Origin of the sequence: Congzhengia sp. (assembly GCF_037235575.1) — a bacterium.
Taxonomy (GTDB): Bacteria; Bacillota; Clostridia; order UBA1381; family UBA9506; genus Congzhengia; species Congzhengia minquanensis.
On record NZ_JAXUNN010000030.1, the window covers coordinates 154,999 to 178,740 of the forward strand.

27 protein-coding genes and 1 other annotated feature are annotated in these 23,742 nt (G+C 46.2%); of the genes, 11 read left to right on the top strand and 16 right to left on the bottom strand.

Annotation, left to right across the window (positions count from 1 at the left end):
- Nucleotides 1-6 precede the first annotated feature (6 nt).
- From WIG73_RS06770 to WIG73_RS06785, 4 genes are read right to left on the bottom strand one after another with little or no spacing between them, the layout of a single operon-like run.
- Nucleotides 7-1,059: a V-type ATPase subunit gene (locus WIG73_RS06770; protein ID WP_337399884.1), complete on the bottom strand. Its 1,053-nt coding sequence runs from the start codon at nt 1,057-1,059 to the stop codon at nt 7-9.
- A 14-nt stretch (nt 1,060-1,073) separates the two neighbouring features.
- Nucleotides 1,074-1,385, bottom strand: a complete 312-nt coding sequence (locus WIG73_RS06775; protein ID WP_337399832.1) for a hypothetical protein — start codon at nt 1,383-1,385, stop codon at nt 1,074-1,076.
- 27 nt (nt 1,386-1,412) lie between these two features.
- Nucleotides 1,413-2,771 (bottom strand): PFL family protein, encoded by a 1,359-nt coding sequence (locus WIG73_RS06780; RefSeq protein ID WP_337399833.1) that lies wholly within the window; start codon nt 2,769-2,771, stop codon nt 1,413-1,415.
- A gap of 11 nt (nt 2,772-2,782) precedes the next feature.
- Entirely contained in the window at nt 2,783-3,052 is a 270-nt protein-coding gene (locus WIG73_RS06785; protein ID WP_177680704.1) for an ACT domain-containing protein, read from the bottom strand.
- 392 nt (nt 3,053-3,444) lie between these two features.
- Between WIG73_RS06785 and hprK the strand changes: the two genes are divergently transcribed.
- The 9 genes from hprK to rplL all read left to right on the top strand — a co-directional run bounded on the left by hprK (nt 3,445) and on the right by rplL (nt 9,042).
- A complete protein-coding gene (hprK, locus tag WIG73_RS06790; RefSeq protein ID WP_249313459.1) occupies nt 3,445-4,368 on the top strand; it encodes an HPr(Ser) kinase/phosphatase in 924 nt (307 codons plus the stop codon).
- A 27-nt stretch (nt 4,369-4,395) separates the two neighbouring features.
- Nucleotides 4,396-5,304 (top strand): UDP-N-acetylmuramate dehydrogenase, encoded by a 909-nt coding sequence (gene murB / locus WIG73_RS06795; protein WP_337399836.1) that lies wholly within the window; start codon nt 4,396-4,398, stop codon nt 5,302-5,304.
- A 250-nt stretch (nt 5,305-5,554) separates the two neighbouring features.
- Complete coding sequence (gene rpmG, locus WIG73_RS06800; RefSeq protein ID WP_177677587.1) at nt 5,555-5,704, top strand: 50S ribosomal protein L33; 150 nt, start codon at nt 5,555-5,557, stop codon at nt 5,702-5,704.
- Between the two features lie 36 nt (nt 5,705-5,740).
- Nucleotides 5,741-5,953 (top strand): preprotein translocase subunit SecE, encoded by a 213-nt coding sequence (gene secE / locus WIG73_RS06805; RefSeq protein ID WP_177677585.1) that lies wholly within the window; start codon nt 5,741-5,743, stop codon nt 5,951-5,953.
- Between the two features lie 88 nt (nt 5,954-6,041).
- The gene (nusG, locus tag WIG73_RS06810; RefSeq protein WP_249313645.1) at nt 6,042-6,563 is read left to right on the top strand and encodes a transcription termination/antitermination protein NusG; all 522 of its coding nucleotides are present in this window, start codon (nt 6,042-6,044) and stop codon (nt 6,561-6,563) included.
- A gap of 179 nt (nt 6,564-6,742) precedes the next feature.
- Nucleotides 6,743-7,168 carry a 50S ribosomal protein L11 gene (gene rplK / locus WIG73_RS06815; RefSeq protein WP_249313457.1) on the top strand — a complete coding sequence of 142 codons (426 nt, stop codon included), beginning with the start codon at nt 6,743-6,745 and terminating at the stop codon, nt 7,166-7,168.
- 64 nt (nt 7,169-7,232) lie between these two features.
- On the top strand, nt 7,233-7,928 hold the full coding sequence (gene rplA / locus WIG73_RS06820; protein WP_177677581.1) for a 50S ribosomal protein L1: 696 nt from the start codon (nt 7,233-7,235) through the stop codon (nt 7,926-7,928).
- A 36-nt stretch (nt 7,929-7,964) separates the two neighbouring features.
- Nucleotides 7,965-8,093, top strand: a sequence feature (ribosomal protein L10 leader region).
- Nucleotides 8,094-8,112: 19 nt separating this feature from the next.
- Complete coding sequence (rplJ, locus tag WIG73_RS06825; protein WP_177677579.1) at nt 8,113-8,613, top strand: 50S ribosomal protein L10; 501 nt, start codon at nt 8,113-8,115, stop codon at nt 8,611-8,613.
- A 54-nt stretch (nt 8,614-8,667) separates the two neighbouring features.
- Nucleotides 8,668-9,042 (top strand): 50S ribosomal protein L7/L12, encoded by a 375-nt coding sequence (gene rplL, locus WIG73_RS06830; protein WP_177677577.1) that lies wholly within the window; start codon nt 8,668-8,670, stop codon nt 9,040-9,042.
- Nucleotides 9,043-9,087: 45 nt separating this feature from the next.
- On the opposite strand, the gene WIG73_RS06835 is transcribed toward rplL, so the two are convergent.
- Nucleotides 9,088-9,897, bottom strand: a complete 810-nt coding sequence (locus WIG73_RS06835; RefSeq protein ID WP_249313455.1) for a helix-turn-helix domain-containing protein — start codon at nt 9,895-9,897, stop codon at nt 9,088-9,090.
- A 103-nt stretch (nt 9,898-10,000) separates the two neighbouring features.
- On the opposite strand from WIG73_RS06835, the gene WIG73_RS06840 reads away from it, so the two are divergent.
- A complete protein-coding gene (locus WIG73_RS06840; RefSeq protein WP_337399838.1) occupies nt 10,001-11,779 on the top strand; it encodes a hypothetical protein in 1,779 nt (592 codons plus the stop codon).
- 42 nt (nt 11,780-11,821) lie between these two features.
- Here the strand turns inward: WIG73_RS06840 and WIG73_RS06845 are convergent, their stop codons facing one another.
- Complete coding sequence (locus WIG73_RS06845) at nt 11,822-12,763, bottom strand: aldo/keto reductase (protein WP_337399839.1); 942 nt, start codon at nt 12,761-12,763, stop codon at nt 11,822-11,824.
- A gap of 151 nt (nt 12,764-12,914) precedes the next feature.
- Here WIG73_RS06845 and WIG73_RS06850 point away from each other — a divergent pair, with 151 nt between their 5' ends.
- Entirely contained in the window at nt 12,915-15,323 is a 2,409-nt protein-coding gene (locus tag WIG73_RS06850) for an S-layer homology domain-containing protein (protein ID WP_337399840.1), read from the top strand.
- 107 nt (nt 15,324-15,430) lie between these two features.
- Here the strand turns inward: WIG73_RS06850 and WIG73_RS06855 are convergent, their stop codons facing one another.
- The 10 genes from WIG73_RS06855 to WIG73_RS06900 all read right to left on the bottom strand — a co-directional run bounded on the left by WIG73_RS06855 (nt 15,431) and on the right by WIG73_RS06900 (nt 23,739).
- Nucleotides 15,431-16,465 (bottom strand): cellulase family glycosylhydrolase, encoded by a 1,035-nt coding sequence (locus WIG73_RS06855; protein ID WP_337399841.1) that lies wholly within the window; start codon nt 16,463-16,465, stop codon nt 15,431-15,433.
- Between the two features lie 27 nt (nt 16,466-16,492).
- Nucleotides 16,493-16,897 (bottom strand): methylglyoxal synthase, encoded by a 405-nt coding sequence (gene mgsA / locus WIG73_RS06860; RefSeq protein ID WP_337399842.1) that lies wholly within the window; start codon nt 16,895-16,897, stop codon nt 16,493-16,495.
- Nucleotides 16,898-17,036: 139 nt separating this feature from the next.
- A complete protein-coding gene (locus tag WIG73_RS06865; RefSeq protein WP_337399843.1) occupies nt 17,037-17,660 on the bottom strand; it encodes a septum site-determining protein MinC in 624 nt (207 codons plus the stop codon).
- Between the two features lie 39 nt (nt 17,661-17,699).
- Nucleotides 17,700-19,763, bottom strand: a complete 2,064-nt coding sequence (locus WIG73_RS06870) for a penicillin-binding transpeptidase domain-containing protein (RefSeq protein ID WP_337399844.1) — start codon at nt 19,761-19,763, stop codon at nt 17,700-17,702.
- Nucleotides 19,756-20,313 carry a rod shape-determining protein MreD gene (gene mreD, locus WIG73_RS06875; protein ID WP_249313449.1) on the bottom strand — a complete coding sequence of 186 codons (558 nt, stop codon included), beginning with the start codon at nt 20,311-20,313 and terminating at the stop codon, nt 19,756-19,758. Before mreD ends, WIG73_RS06870 begins: the two co-directional genes overlap by 8 nt.
- A 20-nt stretch (nt 20,314-20,333) precedes the next feature.
- Nucleotides 20,334-21,167, bottom strand: a complete 834-nt coding sequence (gene mreC / locus WIG73_RS06880; RefSeq protein ID WP_177680779.1) for a rod shape-determining protein MreC — start codon at nt 21,165-21,167, stop codon at nt 20,334-20,336.
- 17 nt (nt 21,168-21,184) lie between these two features.
- On the bottom strand, nt 21,185-22,228 hold the full coding sequence (locus tag WIG73_RS06885) for a rod shape-determining protein (protein WP_249313448.1): 1,044 nt from the start codon (nt 22,226-22,228) through the stop codon (nt 21,185-21,187).
- A 41-nt stretch (nt 22,229-22,269) separates the two neighbouring features.
- Nucleotides 22,270-22,860 (bottom strand): Maf family protein, encoded by a 591-nt coding sequence (locus tag WIG73_RS06890; protein WP_249313447.1) that lies wholly within the window; start codon nt 22,858-22,860, stop codon nt 22,270-22,272.
- Nucleotides 22,851-23,384: a Gx transporter family protein gene (locus tag WIG73_RS06895; RefSeq protein WP_337399847.1), complete on the bottom strand. Its 534-nt coding sequence runs from the start codon at nt 23,382-23,384 to the stop codon at nt 22,851-22,853. The genes WIG73_RS06890 and WIG73_RS06895 overlap by 10 nt, the downstream gene beginning before the upstream one ends.
- Nucleotides 23,374-23,739: a NusG domain II-containing protein gene (locus WIG73_RS06900; RefSeq protein ID WP_177680771.1), complete on the bottom strand. Its 366-nt coding sequence runs from the start codon at nt 23,737-23,739 to the stop codon at nt 23,374-23,376. The genes WIG73_RS06895 and WIG73_RS06900 overlap by 11 nt, the downstream gene beginning before the upstream one ends.
- Nucleotides 23,740-23,742 lie beyond the last annotated feature (3 nt).

Here is a 23,742-nt window from a genome sequence, read left to right on the forward strand (position 1 = left end):
CCTTATCTATTCCACGCCTAAATAGCCGACCACATAACGTTTCATTCGGTCCGGGGGAAGCCCGTATCGGATCCCTTCGGCAATTGACGTAATATTTTTTATCTCCTGTTCTTTAAAGTGCAGATAGGAAACCTCTGTCGTCAGCGTAAACGGATGTTCCATCTGCAGCTTTCTGTGAAGATTATATACAAAATTTTTATACCTGTGTCCTAAAAAAACGTCCTCTGCGCCGCCGCTGAAAAGCCCTCCATAAGGAGTTTTTACCGCAAGCGCAAGAAAATCTGCCACGGTTTCCGTCTGAACGAATTCAATGATTTCATTTTTTTTCAGCCGGAACTTGTTTGGAATTAAAAAGGCATAGGTCAAATCCTTGTTTGTGCCGAAATATTTTTTCAGTCTGTAAATCCACATCAGGTTCAGCGCGTCAATCTCTGCGCCGACGGCTTGTGCAATCACGTTTTTGTCCGCCTTGTTTGTAAGCTCGTCGGTCAGTTTTCTGATTTGCGTGTAGTAATACATATCCAAGGCCGACTCCACGCTGAAAATGTTTTGGTGCTCCTCCATGGTGAGGTGCGGCCGGATTTGCATTTCATAGCGCGAGCCGCTTAAATTCTCCAAAAACTCCCGAACACTTTTTGACTTTGCTAATTTTTCCACATCAATGGAATAGTGCCGGCGGTAAAACGAAGGAACAGAGATGGTAATATCCGGCCGCCCGTTTTCAATTCGTCTTAAAATATTTTTTAAAACTTCCACTTCAGACCGGATAAACACATACGACAAAAACTTTTTGTTGCCCGCATCCTCTAAGCTGTAAATCTTTTCAAAGTCCACCGCGAATGCGTTGTTTAAGCGTTCCTCCAACTCCTCACGGTGCATGAGCGACTCGTTGCTGCCGGCCAAAACCACGGAATAAACCGTTTGGTTTTTTAAAAATGACGCAACCTCGGAAACGCTGGTTTTGTTCATCAGTTCCTCATAGTCGGTGTCTTTAAGCAAACCGCGGTTCAGCACGCTCACCTTCGCCAGCATTGGGCCATATTTCGTCAGGTTTTTCATTTTCAGCAAATTCCTCACCGCCCAGTTACTTTTTCAAAAATGCTTTCGATCCAGAAATCTTTATTTTTTTCGTAAATTGCATTGATCTTTTCAAGCTCCCTGCGGCTCTGCGCGGTAATTTTATCTCGTTTGGCGCTGGCATGGTCTTCTTCATATGCTTTAATCTTTTCCAGTCTGGCGTTTTGCCGCTTTACAATGTCCTGTTTGATGGTTTCTCTTTCTTTTTTTGCGTCTTCAAAAATAGATTCACACTCTCTTTGGGCGTCTTCCACCATCTCCTGTGCTTTTTTCTCAATGAAAAAGATGCTGTTTAAAACCTTTTGCAAACCGTCCACCTCCTATGGATCATTGTCTTAATTTCTAAAGCTGTGCAGCGGAGCCGGAATTCTTCCGCCCCGTTTAATAAAGTCTGCGCTTTTTTTATCATTCACAGCCATCACGGGCCCGGTGCCCAAAAGACCGCCGAACTCCACAATGTCTCCTACCTTTTTGCCGGGAGCCGGAATAATCCGCACTGCGGTTGTTTTGCTGTTCACCATTCCAATTGCCGCCTCGTCTGCAATGATTGCGGAAATTGTTTCGGCGCTTGTTTCGCCGGGAATACAAATCATGTCAAGCCCCACGCTGCAAACGCAGGTCATGGCCTCTAACTTTTCTAATGACAGGGTTCCTGCTTTGGCCGCCTCAATCATGCCTGCGTCTTCGCTGACGGGAATAAACGCGCCGGAAAGGCCGCCCACAAAGGAAGAAGCCATAATGCCGCCCTTTTTCACTGCGTCGTTTAAAAGTGCCAAAGCCGCAGTTGTGCCATGGGTGCCGCACTGTTCCAAACCCATTTCCTCTAAAATATATGCTACGCTGTCGCCAACGGCTGGCGTGGGCGCTAAAGACAAATCCACAATGCCAAAGGGAACACCTAACATGCGTGAGGCCTCCCGGGCTACCAGCTGGCCCATTCTGGTAATTTTAAACGCCGTGCGTTTAATGGTTTCCGCCACAATCTCAAAGTCTGCGCCCTTCACCTTTTCTAACGCACACTTTACCACGCCGGGGCCGCTTACGCCAACATTTATAATATATTCTGCTTCTCCTACACCGTGATATGCGCCGGCCATAAACGGATTGTCCTCTACGCTGTTGCAGAACACAACCAGTTTTGCGCAGCCGAACCCGTCGGTGTCAGTTGTGAACGCAGCGGTTTGTTTTATAATTTTGCCCATCAGCGCCACTGCGTCCATGTTAATGCCCGCCTTGGTGGTGCCCACGTTTACGCTGGAGCAAACCAGCTCTGTTTGGGAAAGTGCCTCAGGAATTGCGGAAATTAAGGCCTGCTCGCTTTTCGTCATTCCCTTGTGCACAAGGGCGGAAAACCCGCCGATGAAGTTAACACCGGTCGTTTTTGCCGCCCGGTCTAACGCTTTGGCCAGCTTTACATAATCCGCCGGATTTTCAGACTGCAGCACAAAAGACACCGGCGTAACGGAAATCCGTTTATTAATAATCGGAATTCCGTAGCGGACGGAAATGTCCTCTGCAACCGCCACCAAATCTTTTGCTGCATTTGTAATTTTTTCATATACTTTTTCGCACACAGCGTCGGCGTCGCTTCCGGCGCAGCTTAAAAGGGAAATTCCCATTGTGACGGTTCTAATATCAAGATGTTCTTCCGAAATCATCTTGATGGTTTCCATAATATCGTTTCTGTCAAGCATTGGTCTCCTCCTTACACCCTGTGCATGGAGGTAAACAAACCTTCATGCTGAATGTTGATGGTAAGGGAAAGCTCCTCGCCGATTTTCTTTAAATCAGCGCTCAGCTCCTTTGCCTGAATACCCGACTCCTGCGTGTCCACGAGCATTATCATAGTGAACAAATCCTGCATAATTGTCTGTGAGATATCAAGGATATTGATACTGCGGTCTGCCAAATAACCGCTCACTTTGGCAATAATTCCTGTGCGGTCTTTTCCTACTACGGTAATAACTGCTTTCATTGTTTACTCCTAACTTCGCTAAAATGCGTAATTTTATTATTTTCTTCCTATGTTAATTAATACATTTTATAATACTACTTTTAAAATTAAAAGTCCAGTTAAATTTCTAACAAAGTATCAAAACCATCTTTTTGTTTTTTATGCACTTTTTACCATCTTTTTCTTTCTTAATTATAACAGTCATTTCTCTTTGCGGCAACAGACAAAGAACCAGCTTTTGTCTGTTTTTTGGTCATTTAGAGCTGTTTGCCTAAATTTAAGGCACCTAATGCCATATGTCTGTTTTTTATGTTGATACATAAATAAAATTTGCTCTTTTAAAATGTTTTAATTTAGTGTATAATGATAGATAAGTGAGCATTTGCAAAATGCAAAGAAAGGATTTGATTTTTATGGCACATTCTGTGAAGCTGTCCGCAATTATTCAAGAATATGGTTTAGATTTAATCTGTACGCCGGAAGGGTATGAAAATGTGGAGATTACCGTTGCCGACGTAAACCGCCCCAGCCTGCAGCTGGCCGGATTTTATGAATATTTTGACCCCAACAGGATTCAGCTCATTGGCAAGGTTGAATATACATATTTGGAATCCCTTTCCTCTGAGGAACGGTTTTCCGCACTGGAAAGTTTAATGAAAGAGCCCATTCCCGTGGTAATTTTAACCCGGAATTTAGAGCCGTTTCCGGAGCTGATTGCCTGCGCGGAGAAATACCGCCGTCCGGTAATGCGCACAAAATCCAGCACATCCCGGTTTATGAGCGCCATCATTCTCTATTTAAACGTGGCCTTGGCCCCAATGACACAGCTCCACGGCGTTTTGGTGGAGGTTTACGGCGAGGGGATTTTGCTTTTGGGAGAAAGCGGCGTTGGAAAATCGGAAACCGCCATGGAGCTGGTGAAAAGGGGACACAGGCTGGTTGCCGACGACGCGGTGGAAATTAAACGGGTGTCGAACAAATCGCTGGTGGGCAGCGCACCGGAAATTATCAGGCATTTTATTGAGCTTCGCGGCATAGGAATTGTGGATGTAAAGCGTATTTTTGGTATGGGTTCTGTAAAAGATACGGAAAACATTGATTTGGTCATTAACCTGGAAAACTGGCAGAACGGCAAAGCCTATGACAGGCTGGGAATTGAAACAGAGCACACCGATATTTTAGGCATAAAAGTGCCGTCGCTTACCATTCCCATTAAGCCCGGCCGGAACCTGGCCATTATCGTGGAGGTTGCCGCCATGAACCAGAGGCAGCGCAAAATGGGCTATAACGCCGCACAGGAATTAAACGACAGGCTTTTAGACCAGATGGGCGTATAAGTTATATAACATAGAAAGGAATTTTTTATGGTCACAGAATCGTTTGTTCAGGAAGTTTTGGCAATTCAGCCGGTAAATGTGGAACGAAGCGTTCCTATGTCCCGATATACCACCTTTCAAATCGGCGGTCCGGCGGACCTATTTGTGGAACCGGCGGGGGAGGAAGCGTTTTCCCGCCTTGTAAAGCTGTGCAGGAGCAAAAACGTGCCGTTTCTGCTGATTGGCGCAGGCTCCAACCTTTTGGTCAGCGACGCTGGGATTGACGGCGTGGTGTTCCGGCTGTCCGGCGCGTTTGACTATGCCAAGGTTTCCGGCACCGAACTGGAAGCTGGCGCGGCCACATCCTTGGCAAAGCTTGCAAAAACCGCGCAGCGGGCCGCTCTTTCCGGGCTGGAGTTTGCCTCGGGAATTCCGGGCAGCTTAGGCGGCGCTGTCTTTATGAACGCCGGGGCCTATGACGGGGAAATGAAAGATGTTGTGACTCAGACAAGGTTTTTAGATGAAAACGGCGACATGCAAACCGTTTCCGGCAGCGAGCACGATTTTTCTTACCGGCACAGCGTGTTTTCCGCAGGCGGAAAATTCATTCTGTCTGCCAAAATGAGCCTGTCGCCTAAAAATCCGGACGAGATTTTGGCTTCCATGCGGGATTTAAACGCCCGAAGGAAAGAGAAACAGCCGCTGGAAAAACCCAGCGCCGGCAGCACCTTCAAGCGGCCGGAGGGCTTTTTTGCCGCGAAGCTCATTGAAGACGCGGGACTGAAAGGAGCAGGCGTAGGCGGCGCAGGTGTTTCAGAAAAGCATGCGGGCTTTATTGTGAACAACGGCGGCGCAACCTGTGAAGACGTGGTGCGGCTGATTGCAAAAGTGCAGGAAACTGTATTTTCAAAGTTTGGTGTGGCGCTGGAGCCGGAAGTAAAAGTGATTGGAAGATAGAGAATGCCGTGCGGAATTTTATTTAATTCCGCACGGCTTCCACACAACATCTTGAAGGCGGCGTGCACCTTGCCACAACACCTGGAAAAGCGCAAAAATATCTGGTTTTTTGCAAAAAAACACTTGACTTAAACCTGTGTTTATGGTATAGTATAGGGTGCTTGAAGTGGATAGGTTCTTTTTTTTTTGCTCACAAAAAAAAACACCTATAACGGATCAGAATAACAAAAATGCTTAGGAGGCGTTCCATATGAGAACAAGAATTACTCTTGCATGTTCAGAATGCAAACAGAGAAATTACGACACCATGAAGGAAAAAAAGAATACACCCGACAGACTGGAGCTTAACAAATACTGCAGATTCTGCAAAAAGCACACGCTGCACAGGGAAACAAAATAGGTATCCGTTTAAACTAATTGTAAGGATGTGAACAATATGGCAGAAGCTACACAGAAAGCAAAAAAGGGCCCCGGCAAAGTTGCAACCTATTTTCGTGAAATGAAGTCTGAATTCAAAAAAATCGTTTGGCCAAGCTTTAAACAAGTTAGAAATAACACCGGCGTTGTAATTACATTCATTATTTTGCTGGGCGTATTTATTTCTTTAATTGACCTCGGGTTCACGTATCTGCTCTCATTTATGAAGTAGACAGCTGTTTTAATAACACATGACGCTGTGAAGAAAAAAGCGCATGGGAAAAGGAGGCAAAAAGAGGCTTTGCTTCTTTTGGACAAATATGGCTGAAGACGCAAAATGGTATGTTATTCATACATTTTCAGGATATGAAAAAAAAGTTCAGACGGATTTGGAAAAGACCATTGAAAACCGCGGCCTACAGGATTTGATTTTAGAGGTGCAGGTTCCGATGGAAGAGGTTGTGGAGCAGAAGGGCAACGAACAAAAGGTTGTGCAAAGAAAGCTCTTGCCCGGCTATGTCATGGTGAAAATGATTATGACAGACGACAGCTGGTATGTAATCCGCAACACACGCGGCGTTACGGGGTTTGTTGGCCCCGGCTCGAAACCCGTTCCTTTAACCGAGGAAGAGGTTCATTCCATGGGAATTGAACGCAGGGTTGTTGAGGTTAATTTCAGCGCAGGCTCGTCTGTCCGCGTTACCGACGGTGCATTTGCCGACTTTGTTGGCGTGGTGGACGAAATTAACACCGAAAAACAAACCGTTCGCGTTATCGTTTCCATGTTCGGCCGCGAAACGCCAGTTGAACTTGACTTTTCACAAATTGAAGTGTTAAACTAATGTTGTTAAAAACGCAGGCGGGCTTCCGCCGGCTTTTATAAAGGCGGTCTGCTTTCGGGCAAATGCCTTTTCGGGCAGTGTATTTGCTGCCCTGCGCGGGGTTTTCCGCGTGTGGGAGGACGGGAAATTTAAAAATCCTGTTCGCCATTACCACATTTGTTAAAGAGGAGGTGCACAAAATGGCACAGAAAATCACAGGTTACATCAAGCTGCAGATTCCGGCAGGCAAAGCTACTCCGGCTCCCCCGGTTGGTCCTGCTTTGGGTCAGCACGGTGTAAACATCGTTCAGTTCACGAAGGAGTTTAATGAAAAAACAGCAAAGGACGCAGGATTAATTATCCCTGTTGTTATCACAGTTTATGCTGACAGGTCTTTCACATTCATCACAAAAACTCCCCCGGCGGCTGTACTGTTAAAGAAAGCCGCTAAAATCGACAAGGCTTCGGGTACGCCCAACAAAACAAAGGTTGCTACGGTCAGCAAAGACGCTGTAAAACAGATTGCTGAACAGAAAATGCCTGACTTAAACGCAGCATCCATTGAAGCTGCCATGAGCATGATTGCAGGAACTGCAAGAAGCATGGGCATTACTGTCGAAGACTAATTCGATTTTTAATTAAGTGGGAGAGCGAACATTCGCTTGTTTGACCACAGAAGGAGGAAACAGAATGTTTAGAGGAAAAAATTATAAAGAGAGCGCAAAGCTCATCGAAAAATCAAAGCTCTATGACTCTGACGAAGCTTTGGACCTGGTTGTAAAAGCTTCTAAAGCAAAATTTGACGAAACCGTTGAGGTTCACGTTCGTTTGGGCGTTGACTCAAGACATGCAGACCAGCAGGTTCGCGGCGCCATCGTTTTGCCCCACGGCACAGGTAAGGTTGCCCGTGTTTTGGTGTTTGCCAAAGGTGAGAAAGCTGACGAGGCACAGGCCGCAGGCGCAGACTTTGTAGGTGCTGAGGAACTGATTCCCAGAATTCAGAACGAGAACTGGTTTGATTACGACGTTGTTGTTGCAACACCCGATATGATGGGCGTTGTAGGCCGTTTAGGTAAGGTTTTGGGCCCGAAAGGCTTAATGCCCAGCCCGAAAGCCGGCACGGTTACAATGGACGTTACAAAGGCCGTTAACGAGATTAAATCCGGTAAAGTGGAATACCGTTTGGACAAAACCAACATCATCCACTGCCCGGTGGGTAAGGTTTCGTTTGGCAAAGAAAAGCTTTGCGAAAACTTTAACGCTCTTCTTTCTGCCATCATTAAGGCAAAGCCGGCGGCAGCAAAGGGCCAGTATATTAAAAGCTGTGTCGTAGCTTCTACCATGGGCCCCGGCGTTAAAATTAACCAGACAAAACTGTCTGACTAATTTTGCTTGACACAGAAACAAATTTCTGGTATACTTGATTTAGTAAAATATTTTCCGCAGACAGCAGGCGCCTTTATCGGCTTAAATTTGCCCGCCGAGGAAACGCTTTAAAGGTGATTTAGGGCTTTTCTTCGTTTGCGGAGAAAAGCCTTTTATTTTTTATTACACAGTGAGGTGAAAAATCATGCCAAGTGAAAAAGTTTTACAGCAGAAACAGCAAATGGTTGCTGACCTTTCTGAAAAGCTGAAAACAGCGGCTGCCGGCGTTTTTGTCGACTACTGCGGTTTAACGGTTGAGGAAGACACACAGCTTAGAAACAAGCTGCGTGAAGCAAACATTGAATATGCGGTTGTGAAAAACACCCTGACAAAACGTGCGGCAAACGACGCGGGCTTTAACGAATTCGACGAAATTTTAAATGGCCCCACGGCTTTGGCCCTCAGTTTTGAAGATGTTGTCGCTCCGGCGCGCGTTTTAGCTGAATTTGCAAAAGATAACGAAGTGTTTGAAATTAAAGCCGGCTTTATGGAAGGCAGGGCTATGTCGTTAGAAGAGATTGACGCATTGAGCAAAATCCCCTCGAAAGACACGCTTTATGCTATGCTGGCAGGTGGCTTGAACGCAACAATTGCAGGCCTTGCAAGGGCAATCGACGCTGTTCGTGAACAGAAAGAAACAGCTTAAACGAAAAAACAATTTAACGTATTTTTACGAATTTAAATTAGGAGGAAAATTAAAATGAGCGAAAAGATTACTGCTATGATTGAAGAAATTAAAGCGCTTTCCGTTCTGGAATTATCAGAACTGGTGAAAGCAATTGAAGAGGAATTCGGCGTTAGCGCGGCAGCTCCTGTAGCTGTTGCCGGTGCAGCTGCTCCCGGAGCTGCTGCTGCAGAAGAAAAAACAGAGTTCGATGTTGAACTGACAGAAGTTGGCGGCGAAAAGGTTAAGGTTATTAAGGTTGTTCGTGAAGTTACCGGCCTTGGCTTAAAAGAAGCAAAAGAAATGGTTGACGGCGCTCCGAAAGTAATTAAGGAAGCTGCAAGTAAAGAAACAGCTGACGAAATCAAAGCAAAACTTGAAGAAGTTGGCGCAAAAGTTACATTGAAATAATTTTATTACATCTAAAAACCGTGCGGCAGCAAAAAGCCGCACGGTTTATTTTTGCCTGTCTTTTCTGTATCTGCCGGGTGTCGTTCCCATGTGCCGCTTAAAAAATGTAATTAGATGACTCGCATCATAAAGTCCCGTTTTTTCTGCAATTTGCGCAAGGGGCATGTCAGACCACCGAAGCAATGTACAGATTTCATTCATCCTGATATTGTTGATATATTCCATCATGCCACAGCCCAATTCCCTATTCGAAATCCGCTCAATCTGGCTTTTGGAATAATTTAAAAGCCGGCAAATGTCCGTCACCGTTAAACGAAATGGGTCACGCTCCTGCAAAATTTTTGTAACTTTTTCTGAAAATGACTCTTTCTTTTGGTTTAATACTGCCTCCATGGTATCAATTACAATCCGTTCTGCAAAATTTAATAAATTTAGCAAATTCAGCGGCATGGGATTCCGCATTTTCTCTTCAAGAGATGAAAAACGTTCCGTTACAGACCGAACCGGCGTAACGGTAAACTGATTTTCAAATGCTCCCCTGGCAAGAACGGCAAGTTCTTCTTGCTTATGTTCCAGCGTCAAATCAATTCCGAATTGTCTGTATCCGCCGTTTGACTGAAGCTTGTGAATAAGCCCTGGAGGCACTACAAAAACCTGGTTTTGGTGTATGTTTGCCGTTTCATTTTTACAGATTACCCGAACCTCCCCTGACAGCACCAAATTAACATGGTAAAATGTTTCATGCTGGTGAAAGTCCATCTCATAGTGCGGCTTGCGCTCAAATAAATGGAACATCCGAAAAGGCGTTGGCAGCTCTCTTTCAAGCATTACATCTACATTTTTTGTTTTTTCCATACTGCATCTCCTTCTATGGGACTATTATACAATTTTATGATACTGCTGTCAATTGTACTTTTTCGTATTTTAAAGTATAATTGACCTTAAGGAGTGATATTACATGAATTATGAAAAAAACGACTATTTTAAGATTTTAAAAACCTGGTGTGACACTCTTATAAAATTACAAATGAAAGAGCCGCAATCCCCTGCCATTTACGGCGGTATTTTTTGTCCTGCCTGCGGCAGAATTCACGGAAGAATTAACGATTGCATGTACCCTCTTATTTATCTATATAAAAAAACAGGGGATAAAAAATATTACGAAGCGGCAAAGGACGTGTATTGCTGGACAAAACACAACACCCACAGACCGGGAGGCTTCTTTTTAAACGACCCCAATTGTCTTTGGTTTGCAACCACCGTCTTTTTTAACATACAGCTGGGCGAGCTTCTTTATCATTGTAAGGATGTAATTTGCCCTATCGAATGGGAGGAATGGAATGCATCATATTGTGAAACCTTAGATTTTATTTATAAAAATTTTAACGAAAATCTAAGCTGCAACATCAATTACCGGATTGCGGCTGCCGCCGCAATGGCTGTTGCATGGGCAGTGAAAGGTGAGGAAAAATATAAACAAAGGGCACGCGAGCTGGCGCTTTATGCCATAAACCATATTGGGGAGGACGGTTTAATTTTCGGCGAAACCCAAGGGCTTGATTCTTACGGCATCACTCCGCGGGGCTGCCGGGGTGTGGACTTAGGCTACAATGTGGAGGAATCGCTGCCAAACCTTGCGGTATATTTAAAATATATTGGTGAAGACCGAACTGTGGAGCAAGCCTTACTTCGCTCCATGGACGCGCATCTGTCCTTTATGCTGCCAGACGGCGCATGGGACAACAGCTGGGGATCACGCAGCGCCAAATGGACCTATTACGGCAGCAGAACCTCTGATGGCTGTCAGGGTGCCTACGCTTATTTGTCAGACCGCAATGCGCTGTATGCAGAAGCTGCACACAGAAACTTTTTACTTTATAAAAAAAGTACCCATAATGGCCTGCTGACCGGCGGGCCACACTATGCAGACGCGCGGCTTCCGACGTGCATTCACCACACCTTCTGCCATGCCAAGTCGCTGATTCCGCTGATTGAATCAAAAATGAAGCGGGATAAAGACCTACTGCTGCCCAGAGAAACCAGCAAGGGGATGAAAACGTTTTCTTCTGTGAATGTAACGCTGGCCGCGAAAGGCCATTTTAAAGCGTCCTTTTCCTGTTATGATTTTAATGCATTAAATGCATCAACAACACCCACAGGAGGCGCCCTGACCATGCTTTGGAATGATAAGGCAGGCGTAATTTTAGCGGCCAGTATAAACGAATATGATTTGGTTGAGAACTTGAATATGCAAGTCCCGCCATATTTTAACGATATTTGTCAAACTCCGAGATTAGAACTGAAGCGCGGAAAAGAAGTGTTTAGAAACACCCTGGACACCACTGCAAATATTACAGCGTCAGAGGATAAAACTACCCTGGTTTACAACGCGCAAGGCGTTTTAAAAAATTTTCTTCTGCGCGGAACGGAACGGTTTCAGATTACATATAAGCTTGGCGACAGTATATTTGAAATTTGTGCGGCAACCACAGCAGAGGACGCGGTTTATATTCTTCCGCTGATTGCAAGAAATACCGAAGCTTTAACGGTATGCGGCCCTGCAGCACAGTTAAAACGCGAAAATGCCGTTATTACCATTACATGTTCTCAGCCTATCACACACGACACCTCCATTGGCAAGCGGATTTTCCACCCCTGCGGCGGCTTTTTGTCCGCACATTTACGTGTTCCTATTCCTAAAAATCAGCAGGTCACACTTAAAATTAAGGTGCAATAAAAAAAAGCGGCATAGAAAAATCTATGCCGCTTTTTTTTATGTTCAGCCCTTTTCTAAATATGCCACTGTTTTTTCATCCAGCTTTGCATTCATTGCCGTTAACGTGTCTTTCATTTGCTCCTGTGTTCTGCAGGAAAACACAGCCGATATGGGCAGGGGATTGCAGGTAAGAAAGCTCAGCGCCACCGCAGACGGCGACAGACCCGTTTGTGCTGCCACTTCTTTTACCCGCTCAAACCGCTTTAAGTTTTCCTCTGTTAAAAACCGTTCTATTGCTTTGCTTTTTAAATCCTCCCCAGCAGCAAGCTTTGCAAAAAAGCCCTTTGCCTGGGAAGAAAACGCCATAACCGGAAGCTTCATTTCCATATAGGCATTGAATTCTGCATCGGTCATGCACACTAAGGTATCGTCTCCCAATCGCTCCGGCGTGGTTTCTGCCAGGGAATAGTTTATCTGGCTCACACAGATGCGCGCCTTGCTGTGCTGCTTTGCATATTCATTTGCCTCTTTTATTCTGTCCGTTCTCCAGTTCGACACGCCGCACACCTTTGCCAACCCTGTTTTCACAAGTTCGTCTAAGGTGTCTACAATTTCGCCCACGGGCATTTCGCGGCAGTCCCGGTGAAGCAGATACACATCGGTGTAATCTGTGCCCAGCGCCGCCAGGCTGGCCTTTATGTCAGAAAAGATATTTTCCCTGTCCAGCCGGGGCTTATGCATATCCCCTGCCGGCGGATGCCCTCCCTTTGTTGTGAGAACAATTTTATCGCGGTTTTTTCGGGTTTTAAACCATCTGCCAATGGCCTCCTCGGTCTGACCGCCGCTGTAAACCCTTGCCGTGTCAACACTGCTTCCGCCGGCCTCGGTGTACATGTCGAGAAACATTAAATATTTATCCATATTCTCCTCGTCGCCATAAGTGTTCGGGCCGAACGTCAGCCTCTGCAAGGTGACCTCATTAATTCCGTTAAAAAGCTTTATCATGTAACCCACTTCCTTTCCTGTTTATTATATCAAAGGGAGATTTTGGTGTCAATAAAATTGAAACGCTTGGCCTCTTTTTTGCGAAAAACATTGATTTTTATAACAAAAAAATATATAATTGAAGAATGAATGAATTGATGGAGGAATTGAATTGAAAAAGCTCATTGCAATATTCCTGTTTGTTTTGATTATGCTGTCTTTTCCTGCAGGCGTATTTTCTGAAAACGAACAGCCGTGGGAAGCGGAATATACAAGAATTATCAGCCAAATTCCGACCAAAAGCCAAACAAAATATATTTTGGCCGACTTAAATTATGATGGCACACCGGAACTCATTGCCGGAGATAATACATTTATTTCGGCCTATACGTTTCAAAACAATTCGGTAATAAAAACCACGGACAACAAAGATATTCCGGTTCAATATTTTGAAAACCTGAAAACAGCACGGAACAGCCTGACAAACCTGACGGAGTTTATGGGCCAGATTGCAGATGGTTCAGATGTTGTAACCTATAAAATGAGCTTTTCAGATGGGGTGCCTCGTGTGGAGGTTTTGGCAATTGAGCACAGCGACCGCACCGGCACCTTTAAAGGCAGCGGTGAAACTCCCCAAAGCGTGCCAGACTGCACAAGCCTGGTTGCCGACTATCTTGCCGGATTTACATTAAAACCTTTTACGCTCTGTGTATTATCAGCAAAGGAAATTGACGCCGCCGGGTCTAAAATTGAAGCCATCGAAAGCTTTTTGAAGCGGTATCGTTTTTTAAGTTCCCTTTCCGACGACACATCGGACTTTTCAAAACAGCAGCGGGAAGCAATAAAAAAAGCAGTTGGAGACGGCCTGTTTGCAAGCTTTGACAAAATTTCGCGGCTGAGCGGCACAGACGTGTTTGTTCAGTTTTATGTAAACGACGCTGCGCAGGCATCATTTGTCTTCCCCTATGCAAAACAATATGCTGTGGTAACCAACGCTGACAGCACCTCCGGTGAGCCGGGCGCCGCTGTGATTTACGGCCATGAGAGCGAGCTTGACATTTCGTATCTTTCTGGTTTGAAAACCCAGGAAAACGAGGCCTCAAACGTTTATATTGATTATACGAAAACCATGTCGTTCCGCGGAATTGACGATTATGTTAACTATTTATCTGCAGTTTTGTCCTCCTCCGGAAAAACTGCCAACGAAAACGGGAAAAGGGCCATTTCAGAATATATGGAGCATGCGGTAAACAGAAGCTCACGGACGGAAATCAGAGCAAAAAACAACACGGTGACAGTAAATGACTATGGGGTTTCGTTTATTGCGGAAAATGCGGCGGACTGTATGGAGCGGTTGTTAAAGCTGTGCGATTCCCAGGGGGTTTCCCAAATCAGGAAAGCGCGCACCATTCCGGAGCTGGTTTGCGCTGATATTGACCTGTCACAGCCTGTCAGAATTGAATATGAAAAGGGCGTAGCTCAGAAGCTTGCCGGCGTATCTGGAATTCGGCTGATGCTCAGCGACAACCTGGGCATTTACATCACCGCGTCTGACCTGGCAAATTTGGAAGCTTCTTTTGATTTGTTCTGCATTGAATTTAAGAAAAATGGTGATGTTTTTTCTGTTGTGTTCACAGACAAAAACAACCAGACCATTGACTATATTAACGCGCCCGTGTGGTTTATCGTTCCTGCTCAAAGCGAATATTCCACCGTTATGGCCAGCTTTAAGGGCGGTACGGACAACTGGGGCGGGCAGTTCGACCCCAAGAACAAAACCATTGAATTTTCAACCAACTATTCCGGCGACTATGACATTGTGGAAAACGACATCACCATGAATGACATTGGCGGCGTGCCCTCCGGCACAAAGGAGGCCATTCGCTTTATGGTATCGAAAGGGATTTTTACTCTGGACAAGCATAACAATTTTAAACCGGAGGCTACCCTAAGCCGCTATGATTTTACGGCCGCTTTGGTAAAAATGTTTTATGCTACCAACGTGGATGCAAAGTCGGCGTTTTCCGATGTGCCGGAAAACAGCGAATTTTACCGCTATGTTGCCTCCGCTGAGGAACAAAACATTGCGGCGGGCTATGCGGACGGAACGTTTCGCGGCAGCGAGCCGGCTTCCAAGGAACAGGTGGTTACCTTTTGCGGCAGAACGCTGACGGAAAAAAAAGGATATACATATCCTGAAAACGACGAGGCATATTTAAACTTTACCGATACAGACCAAATTTCCCAGTGGGCGCGGCCGGATATTGCCGTTGCAGCCCAGTGTGGCCTGGTGAACAATGTGGGGGCTTTTTCTCCGTCCGGAGCGGTTACGCGGGCAGAGGGAGCGGAAATTCTTTACAAAACGTTTATGCTGCTTTACGACGTTTCGCCTGTTACCACTGTGCCGTCCCTGCAATCCGGCGCAGACAGCGCCGTCTCGAACGTGCAGGAAACCTTTGACTTTGAATTTCGGGCGGCGCTTTGCATTTTAATTACCATTGTGCTGTTGTTCCTCTCTTATGTTCTTGTAAAAATCAGTAAGCGGAAAAAGGCGAATAACAAAAAAGCGAATAACCCATGAGGTTTTGTACTGAAAATAAGAAATCCTCCCTGTAATAAGGATTTGATCTACATTTTACAGGAAGGATTTGTTTATATTATATTGTTTTTTATGGCCGATTTTCGGCTTTAATATTTTTGCAAAAGCTTCAGAAGCTTTTCATCAATCATTCTATGGCCGATTTTTTTGTATGTAACATCGCTTCTGTTGCTGTCTGCTATTCCAAAGTCTCCGGCGAAATTCCAAAGTGCATATCCGATGTTATGCTCTTTCAGAACCTCCATTATATCTTCATACCAAGCAAGTGTTACAGGATGTGGCGTTTTGCTGAAGCAGCCCATTTCGCCGCAGTGAACACCAACGTTAAAGCATTCTGCCAACGCCGCCCATGCACCAAACAATCGTTCCAGCTTATCACGGTTCCAAAGCGTTACTTCTTTATCGTCATTTTCATATCGGATGGCTCCGGGCCATTTTGGCGGAAGATTGTTGTAGCACGTTTGGTTATATGAACCGTAATGCGTTAATCCCTGCGGAACATACCCGCGACAGCTGTAGCCGCAGTTTTCACGGTTTAACATTTGATCAACAGGCGGAAGCTCGCCGTAATTGACGCCATCGATAATAAACAGCCTGTCGGCGGATATTTCCTGGACTGCACGTATAATTCTTCTTGTAACTTTATTATATTGTTCAAGAGCGACCTCAGAAACCGGTTCGTTTACCACATTAAAGCTGAGATTTTCAGAGGATATGTCCTTGTAGCGTTTTGCAATTGATGTCCATACAAATTTAGAGGCATTTAACGCCTCATCATCGTTCCAAAGATCCATTTTTTCCAGTTCATCGTTATTGACACAATAGCCCGGAAGACGATGCATACAGATATTCACATGAAGATGATATTTTTTCCCGAAATATACAGCGTCATCTAACGGACTGATTTTTTGTTCATCAATTTCATATGGATTGTCTACACTGCTCCATACCCGGTAGGAAAGGGGAAGCCGCACAAAATCGAACCCGAAATCAGAAATCATTTTAAAATCGTCTTCCAAAAAATACCCGTTTGCCCGGCCTCTGTTTATCGGGGACTGCCCTGAACAAAACATGTTCAACAGGTTAAAACCTCTCCACCGGGGAAAAACTGTTTGCTGATACATTCAATGCAGCCTCCTTTTTAGGATAACTTATTCCTTAGGATTTACAATGTCGCGCCAATCTAAATCGCCGCGTTCTAACCCCCGCACCAAAACCTCCGCTGTGGCAACATTGGTAGCCAGCGGCACGTTGTGCACGTCGCAAAGCCTTAATAAAGCCGAAACATCCGGCTCGTGAGGCTGCGCCGTTAAAGGGTCGCGGAAAAACAGCACCAAATCTATTTCGTTATAGGCAATTCTCGCCCCGATCTGCTGGTCGCCGCCCTGGGGGCCAGACAAAAACCTGTGGACGGAAAGGCCCGTTGCGTCTGACACCAACCCGCCGGTAGTTCCTGTGGCACACAGCATGTGCTTGGCAAGAATTCCTTTATATGCAATGCAGAACTGCACCATCAATTCCTTTTTCTTATCATGCGCAATCAACGCTATATTCATTCCATACCCTCCTGTCTGCAATTTTTAAGTAAATGAATCTTTTCGTGGATATTATACCATAGAAAAGGTATGAAGTCCACAGCAAATTTCGTTTTTTTTGTTTATTTCATATAAAGTTCACAATTATTTAACTTCTTTTTTATGTATATTGTTCAATTTTTATAGCATTTCCGGCAATATAGGCAATTTCCGGCACATTAGAAAACAACCGCTTAATTGCACTTTGCTTTACTTTAACCGACAAATCGCAGATTAAAAGCCGCTCGGGCATAAGCTTCATTGCAACCACAGCGGCGTCTTTTCTGCCGCCGGCACCGGCGTGCACGCTGCCATATAAAGAGCCTAAAATAAACACATTTCCGCCGGCAACCACCTTTGCACCGGCTTCCACATCACCGATGACAACCAAGTTGTTGTCATATTCCACCGTTTCGCCGGCTTTCACCGTCTTTCTGCAAAACTTTGTAATACCTTCATTCGGACCCAATTCGTCTAAGGGAGAATGCTTTTTCGGAATCATTTTCGGTTCTGTTTCAATAAACGTAACGTCTGTTTCGCACAGGGCCTCGCGCACCGCGGGCTGAAGCAGATAAACCTCAGCTTCGGTAAGGGAGTTGCTGGTTAAAAAGACCTCCAGCGCAATGTCTTTAAAAAACTCTTTCGAGGCAGAAAGCTTTTCTATCAGCTCTGCGCGGCCTGTTTCAAAATCTGTATCGTCTACCGAAACGGAAATTCCTTTCGGGCTTCCTTTTAAAATAATCATTTGCAGCATGTCCTTTCTGTTTCACGTTAAAAATTTATGTTACGGAAGAAGCGTATATGGTTTTTCTTCTGTTGGTTTTTTATCGTCAGTTTTCGGTTTTTCAAAGTAGCTTTCCAATACTTCCCGGGCGACCCTTGCCGCCTTGGTTCCCGAATCGCCGTTTTCCAGCACCACGCTGACGGCAATCTGTGGATTTTCCGCAGGGGCATAGCCGACAAACAGGCCGTTTGTGCCGCCGGGTACCTGGGCCGATCCTGTTTTGCCCGCAACAGACACGGGAAGGCCTGCAAACACGGAATAGGCCGTTCCCCCCGGTTCCGTTACCTTTAGCATTCCGTCCTTCACTGCGGTCAGCGCCTCTTTCGACGCGCCTGCCATCTGGTTAATTTGGGGCTGCGCCGATTTTAAAATGGTTTCATCTGTTTCTGATTTCACAGCCTTTAAAAGCTTTGTTTTATAGTTTGTTCCCCCGTTGGCCAACGTGGCTGTGTAGTTTGCCAATGCTAAGGGAGAAAACAAGTTGTCCGACTGACCGATAGCGGCCTGTAGCACGTCCCCCGGATACCATTTCCCGCCGTTTTGCTCCCTGTTTTCCGGCGTTGCGATTTTTCCCTTTGCCTCTTCGCCGGAAAGCTCAACGCCGGTGAGACTGCCTAACCCAAACTTTTCAGCCGTTTCGGCAATTTTTTCAATTCCTGTGCGTCTTCCAACCTCATAGAAGAAATAGTTGCAGGACACGCCAATGGCCTCAGAAACGTTGATTGTGCCATGAGTTATGCCCTTTGTTCTGAAAATATTGCACTTAAATGTGCGGTCAAGATATTTATATTCGCCCTTGGTTTCCATTATTTCGTCCGGTTTCAGCACGCCGCTGTCGATTGCTGCAATGGTGGTGATGGGCTTAAACGTTGAGCCCGGCTCATAAAGCCCGGAGAGAGCGCGGTTAAACATAGGCTTTGATGGATCCTCTGCCATTTCATTATATTTTTCGCTGAATTCTGTAATATCATAGGTGGGATAAGACGCGGTGGCTAAAATTTCGCCGGAGTTTACGTCTACCGCCACCACCGACCCGCCGTTTTTTGAAGAAGCGGAGGATTTTGTCTCTTCCACTGTTTTCTTAAGTGTTTGTTCTGCGGCCAGCTGCAAATCCAAATCCAACGTTAAAATTACGGTATTTCCCGGTATGGGGTCTACCGATTCGATAAAGTTCGTCGACTCACCGTCAATTTTCCGCTCAATGCTGCTCACGCCGTCTGTGCCGCGCAGATATTGTTCAAAGGCCTTTTCAGCGCCCTGTTTTCCGATATAATCATTCCTGCCGTAGCCGCTGTTTTTCAGCTGGTCATACTCCGTACTGCTGATTTTGCCCACCCTGCCTAAAATGTGGGTGGCGGTTTGGGGGTAGAGATATTCACGCACAGGCCGCTCATGCACGGCAACGCTGGGAAACAGGTCGGCGTGCTCTTTAATTTTTGTCACTGTTTCCATGTCGGCGTCTTCTAAAATGGTATAGGGCGCGGACACGGAAAACCCGTTTTTCTCCATTCCAAACCTTACGCCTGCAATTAGCCGTTTTTCTTTGTTTGAGTAATTTTCGTCAATTTTATATTTTTCGCTCAGCGCGTTCATTACGTCCGCTGCCGTGCTGTTTTCATCAAATCCATTTTCCGTTTTAAACTTTTTTTCCTGCTCGGCCTTATTTTTTTCTTCCTTGGGATATTGAAACCGGAAAGGAGAATCAAAAGAAATGGGCAGACTATCTTCATATTCCGCCGTGCTGCCCTTTTCTGTGAGAATTTTCAGCACATTTAAGATAGATGCATGTCGTTCCTGGGTTGTTTCGTTTACTTTTTCCAGCACAACAAAATATCCGGTGCGGTTGGTCACAAAGGGCCTGCCGTAACGGTCAGTAATCTCACCCCGCGGGGCAATTACCGGCACGGATAGAGACAGTCTTGCGTCCGACACGCTGCGATATTGCTTCCCACTTTTTAATTGCAGGGAAAACAATCTTGTAAAAATCATCACAAAAAACACCGCGGCAAAGACATACAGCACAAAATAGCGCCTGCGCGTGCTTTTTTTTAAGTTTCTATTCACGGCAAACACTCCTCCTCGAATCTTTGCTTACCGAGCATTTACACACAAACGGATATAGAATCGGTGTAACAATGCAATTATACAGCGCCTCGGGAATGATTTTATGGGTAAATGCAAAGCCAATCCGCGTTTCCCCCCACAAAAGAAAGTTCAGCCCAAATGTCGCCGCGCCATAGACAACAGACGCTGCAAGAACCCCCGCCGTTAACACCTTTAAGGACTTGTTGTAAAGACAGTCATGCAATGTAACGCACCCCAGCGATATGTATAGGTACAAAAGTGCGTCAAGCCCCTGAGGCCTTCCATTCAGCATATCCAGCAAAAATCCGCAGGCCGCGCTGAGCACAACGGCTGGCAGACCTCCTTTTTTTATACTGTAACACATGCAAAACACAAAAACAAGTCCCGGAACTACATGAAACACCGCGGCGGCATGGACAATGGTGGTTTGAACGACGATTAAAAACAAAACGAAAACGACGGCGAGCAGATATTGCACCGCGCTGCCCATAAAATCTGTTTTCGGTTGAAACCTGTTTAAAACCCTCATTTTTTGTGCCTCTCCCTGCTTTACTGTTTCGATTTAATTACCATTACCTCACGGATCCGCTCAAAATCCACTTCTGTATCTACAACCGCATAGTTGGTGTTTTTGGCGCTGTCCGTTAAAATTTCGCTGACGGTTCCAATTAATAACCCTTTCGGATAAACGCCCCCAATGCCTGAGGTTTCTATGGAGTCGCCGGCAACCAGCCCGGCGCTGTCGGCAATGAACGAAAGCTTTAGCTTGCCTTTGTCCTTTAGGCCCAAATCCCCTTCTGCAATGGCAATGTCCTGCGTTCTTGTCACTAAGGCGCCCACAGAGCTTTCCGGCTCGATAATGGAAGTAATTTCCGCCCAGTTGTCGCCCACCTCTGTCACCTTGCCCACCAGCGCCCGGCGCAGCACCGCCACGTCGTCTTTTTGAATGCCGCTGCTTGTGCCCTTATCCACCTTAAAGGTACCAAACCAGTTTCCTGCGTCTTTGGCAATGACCTCACAGCCCACCATATCATATTCCGTGCTGGTTTCCTTAAAATTCAAAAGTTCCCGCAGCCGCTCGTTTTCCTGTTTTAACGACTCAATCGACCGGGTTTCCTGTTTTAACACATCTATTTCTGTTTTTAACCGTTCGTTTTCTTCCCTGTAGGTATAAACATTTGAAAGCGCTTCAAAAAAACCGCCGACGCTTCTGCCCGCTTTGGAGAACACGCTTTGCACCGGGCTGAAAATAAACTGCGCGGCGCTGCTTAGCGGATTGGCCCTCCCCGCGCTGGTCAGCGAATAGGACACGCCCATAAATACGAATATCAGCGCCGTCAGAACCAAAACAACAATCAACCGTTTTTTTTCACGCTTTTTCATTCCTTCTGTCATCCCCTTTATTTGCGGCCGAACAGCCCCCTTTTTTGTTTGCGGGCGCCGTTTTGACTTCTGTCAGCAAGAACAGATAAGGCCATTCCCGCCCCAACGGCCACACAGTCTTCTGCATTTTCTGACACGGTAACATCAATGCCCGTCTTTTCCTGAATCAGCAAATCCAGGCCGGGCAGCTTTGCGCCGCCGCCCGTCAGCACAATGCCGCGGCTGACAATGTCTGCGGCAAGCTCCGGCGGCGTATTTTCCAGCGTGTCCCGCACCGCGCCGATCACCTTGCTGATGGTCCCCGCAATGGCACCCCGCACCTCGGACGAGGTAATGGTGAGGAGCCTCGGCAGGCCGGAAGCCAAATCGCGCCCCATTACGGATATGCTCTTTTCCTCACAGGAGGGATGGGCGGTTCCGATGCTGATTTTAATATCTTCCGCCGTCCGCTCCCCAATCATAAGATTATATATATTTTTTACATACTCTGCAATATCTGCATCCATTTTGTCGCCTGCATAGCGGATGGAGGTGCTGGCCACAATTCCTCCGAACGACACCACCGCCACCTCGCAGGTGCCGCCGCCAATGTCCACCACCATGCTGCCGGTGGCCTCGCTCACGGGAAGCTCCGCTCCCAGTGCCGCCGCCATTGGCTCTTCAATCACATAGGCGTTTTTGCCGCCGGAGCGCATTACCGCCTCTAACACCGCCCGGCGCTCAACCTCCGTCACGCCAAAAGGCACGCAGATGGTGACATGGGGGCGCATTACACCGCCGGGGCAGGAGCGTTCGATAAAGGCTTTTAACATGGCCTGCGTCACATCAAAATCTGCAATTACGCCGCCTTTCATGGGACGGATAACCATCACCTCGTCCGGCGTTCTGCCAATCATGTTTTTGGCTTCCCTGCCAACGGCCAAAACCCTGCCGCTTTCGCTTTCTACCGCCACAACCGACGGCTCTTTCAGCACAATTCCCTTCCCCTTGCAGTAAACCAGCGTATTTGCTGTTCCCAGATCCACACCAATATATTTTGTCAACGAAAATTCCTCCCTCATAATTTATGTAAGGTTTTGCTGCTGAGGGATTTCAATTTGTATTACGCCATACAGTCTATGTCAAACTCCGCTTTTAAAACCTGGGCCAGTTTGCAAACAGGCAGCCCCACTACGTTAAAATAGTCGCCGTCTAATTTGTCCACAAACAGAGCGCCCCTGCCCTGAATGCCATAGGCGCCGGCCTTGTCCATTGGTTCGCCTGTTTTCACATAGGCGTCGATTTGTTCTTTTGTTAACGCAATAAAATGCACCTTTGTCTCCACATAAAAGGACTCGCTTTTGGCGTTTTTTGTGTTCATAACCGTAACGCCGGTTAAAACGCTGTGCCATTTCCCCGCCAGGGCGGATAAAATAGCCTTTGCATCTTCTTCATCGCTTGGTTTTGTTAAAATGGTTCCTTCTGACACCACAATGGTGTCCGCCCCGATGATAACAGCCTCTTTGCCCTCACTTTTCACAATTGAGGCAACAGAAGACGCTTTTAACAAAGAGAGCTGTTCCACAACAAAAAAGGGCGGCAGCCCTTCCTCTATGGTCTCGTCCGCGCAGCTTGTCCGCACGGAAAAGGTAAGTCCCATTGCGCCTAACAGCTCTTTTCTTCTGGGCGACCCCGACGCAAGTATTATTTCCATATATTGTTGTCTCCATTCTTGCTTTTAAAATTCTTTTCCATGCAGAGGGGTATAATTCGGTTTGCCGCATATCCGGTGAGGCTTCCGGCAACGGCCGAAACCAGTAAAAGCGCCGGAAAATAGCGGAACACCCCAAGGCTTTCCAGCACGGCGGCGCAAACGGCAAGCTGTCCCAAATTAAAAAACGCAGCGCCAATGATGGATAGCCCGATTTCGGAAACCTTGTCCCTTAACACCGTTTTTGCCGCTGCCATGGATAAAACAGACAAAACTGTTCCTGCACAGCCGTAAAAAAAGGCAAAAAATCCGCTGTATAACACAGAGGACAAAAAGCACCGTAGAACGCCAAAGGCAAGCGCCGGCTTTGCACCCATCAGGCAAAACACCACCATGGTAACAATGTTTGCCAGGCCGATTTTGCCGCCAGGCACTACCAAAAACGCAGGAATCAGGTTTTCAAAATATCCCAAAACCAACGCCAAGGCGCAGAACAGGGCAAAAACCGCCGTTCTTTTAGTATGCAACGCCGTCCACCTCCCCGCTTCCTTCGATTTTCACAATCAGCCTGTGGGGCAGGCAGACAATCATTTCTCCGGATTTTTGGATTTCGCCGATACACTGTCTGTCTTTGCAGTCCGAATCTATTACCCTTGCACCCTTTTTAGAAACTTCTATTTTATTATAGCCGAATTCCGTTTGAATTTCAAGTGTTTTAGGCTGGCTTAAAGCGTCTTGCTGATACCGGGCATATTCTTTCCCGCCAAGTTCAATTACAATGGTTTCACGGCCTGTTTTCGCAAAAATTACATTTGAAAACAGCAGAAGAAAAACCGCCGATAAAAGCACGCTCCAAAAAATAAGTTTGTCCGTTTTCGTCATGGC

Coding starts and splice junctions, on each gene's coding strand:
- WIG73_RS06845 (WP_337399839.1), bottom strand. CDS start 12,763: ATGATAAAGCTTTTTAACGGAATTAATGAGGTCACCTTGCAGAGGCTG.
- WIG73_RS06890 (WP_249313447.1), bottom strand. CDS start 22,860: ATGGAAATAATACTTGCGTCGGGGTCGCCCAGAAGAAAAGAGCTGTTA.
- WIG73_RS06865 (WP_337399843.1), bottom strand. CDS start 17,660: ATGATTATTTTAAAAGGAAGCCCGAAAGGAATTTCCGTTTCGGTAGAC.
- WIG73_RS06840 (WP_337399838.1), top strand. CDS start 10,001: ATGAATTATGAAAAAAACGACTATTTTAAGATTTTAAAAACCTGGTGT.
- WIG73_RS06780 (WP_337399833.1), bottom strand. CDS start 2,771: ATGCTTGACAGAAACGATATTATGGAAACCATCAAGATGATTTCGGAA.
- WIG73_RS06835 (WP_249313455.1), bottom strand. CDS start 9,897: ATGGAAAAAACAAAAAATGTAGATGTAATGCTTGAAAGAGAGCTGCCA.
- rplL (WP_177677577.1), top strand. CDS start 8,668: ATGAGCGAAAAGATTACTGCTATGATTGAAGAAATTAAAGCGCTTTCC.
- nusG (WP_249313645.1), top strand. CDS start 6,042: ATGGCTGAAGACGCAAAATGGTATGTTATTCATACATTTTCAGGATAT.
- secE (WP_177677585.1), top strand. CDS start 5,741: ATGGCAGAAGCTACACAGAAAGCAAAAAAGGGCCCCGGCAAAGTTGCA.
- WIG73_RS06900 (WP_177680771.1), bottom strand. CDS start 23,739: ATGACGAAAACGGACAAACTTATTTTTTGGAGCGTGCTTTTATCGGCG.
- WIG73_RS06785 (WP_177680704.1), bottom strand. CDS start 3,052: ATGAAAGCAGTTATTACCGTAGTAGGAAAAGACCGCACAGGAATTATT.
- rplJ (WP_177677579.1), top strand. CDS start 8,113: ATGCCAAGTGAAAAAGTTTTACAGCAGAAACAGCAAATGGTTGCTGAC.
- hprK (WP_249313459.1), top strand. CDS start 3,445: ATGGCACATTCTGTGAAGCTGTCCGCAATTATTCAAGAATATGGTTTA.
- murB (WP_337399836.1), top strand. CDS start 4,396: ATGGTCACAGAATCGTTTGTTCAGGAAGTTTTGGCAATTCAGCCGGTA.
- rplA (WP_177677581.1), top strand. CDS start 7,233: ATGTTTAGAGGAAAAAATTATAAAGAGAGCGCAAAGCTCATCGAAAAA.
- mgsA (WP_337399842.1), bottom strand. CDS start 16,897: ATGAATATAGCGTTGATTGCGCATGATAAGAAAAAGGAATTGATGGTG.
- mreC (WP_177680779.1), bottom strand. CDS start 21,167: ATGAAAAAGCGTGAAAAAAAACGGTTGATTGTTGTTTTGGTTCTGACG.
- WIG73_RS06855 (WP_337399841.1), bottom strand. CDS start 16,465: ATGTATCAGCAAACAGTTTTTCCCCGGTGGAGAGGTTTTAACCTGTTG.
- rplK (WP_249313457.1), top strand. CDS start 6,743: ATGGCACAGAAAATCACAGGTTACATCAAGCTGCAGATTCCGGCAGGC.
- rpmG (WP_177677587.1), top strand. CDS start 5,555: ATGAGAACAAGAATTACTCTTGCATGTTCAGAATGCAAACAGAGAAAT.
- WIG73_RS06770 (WP_337399884.1), bottom strand. CDS start 1,059: ATGAAAAACCTGACGAAATATGGCCCAATGCTGGCGAAGGTGAGCGTG.
- mreD (WP_249313449.1), bottom strand. CDS start 20,313: ATGAGGGTTTTAAACAGGTTTCAACCGAAAACAGATTTTATGGGCAGC.
- WIG73_RS06885 (WP_249313448.1), bottom strand. CDS start 22,228: ATGAGGGAGGAATTTTCGTTGACAAAATATATTGGTGTGGATCTGGGA.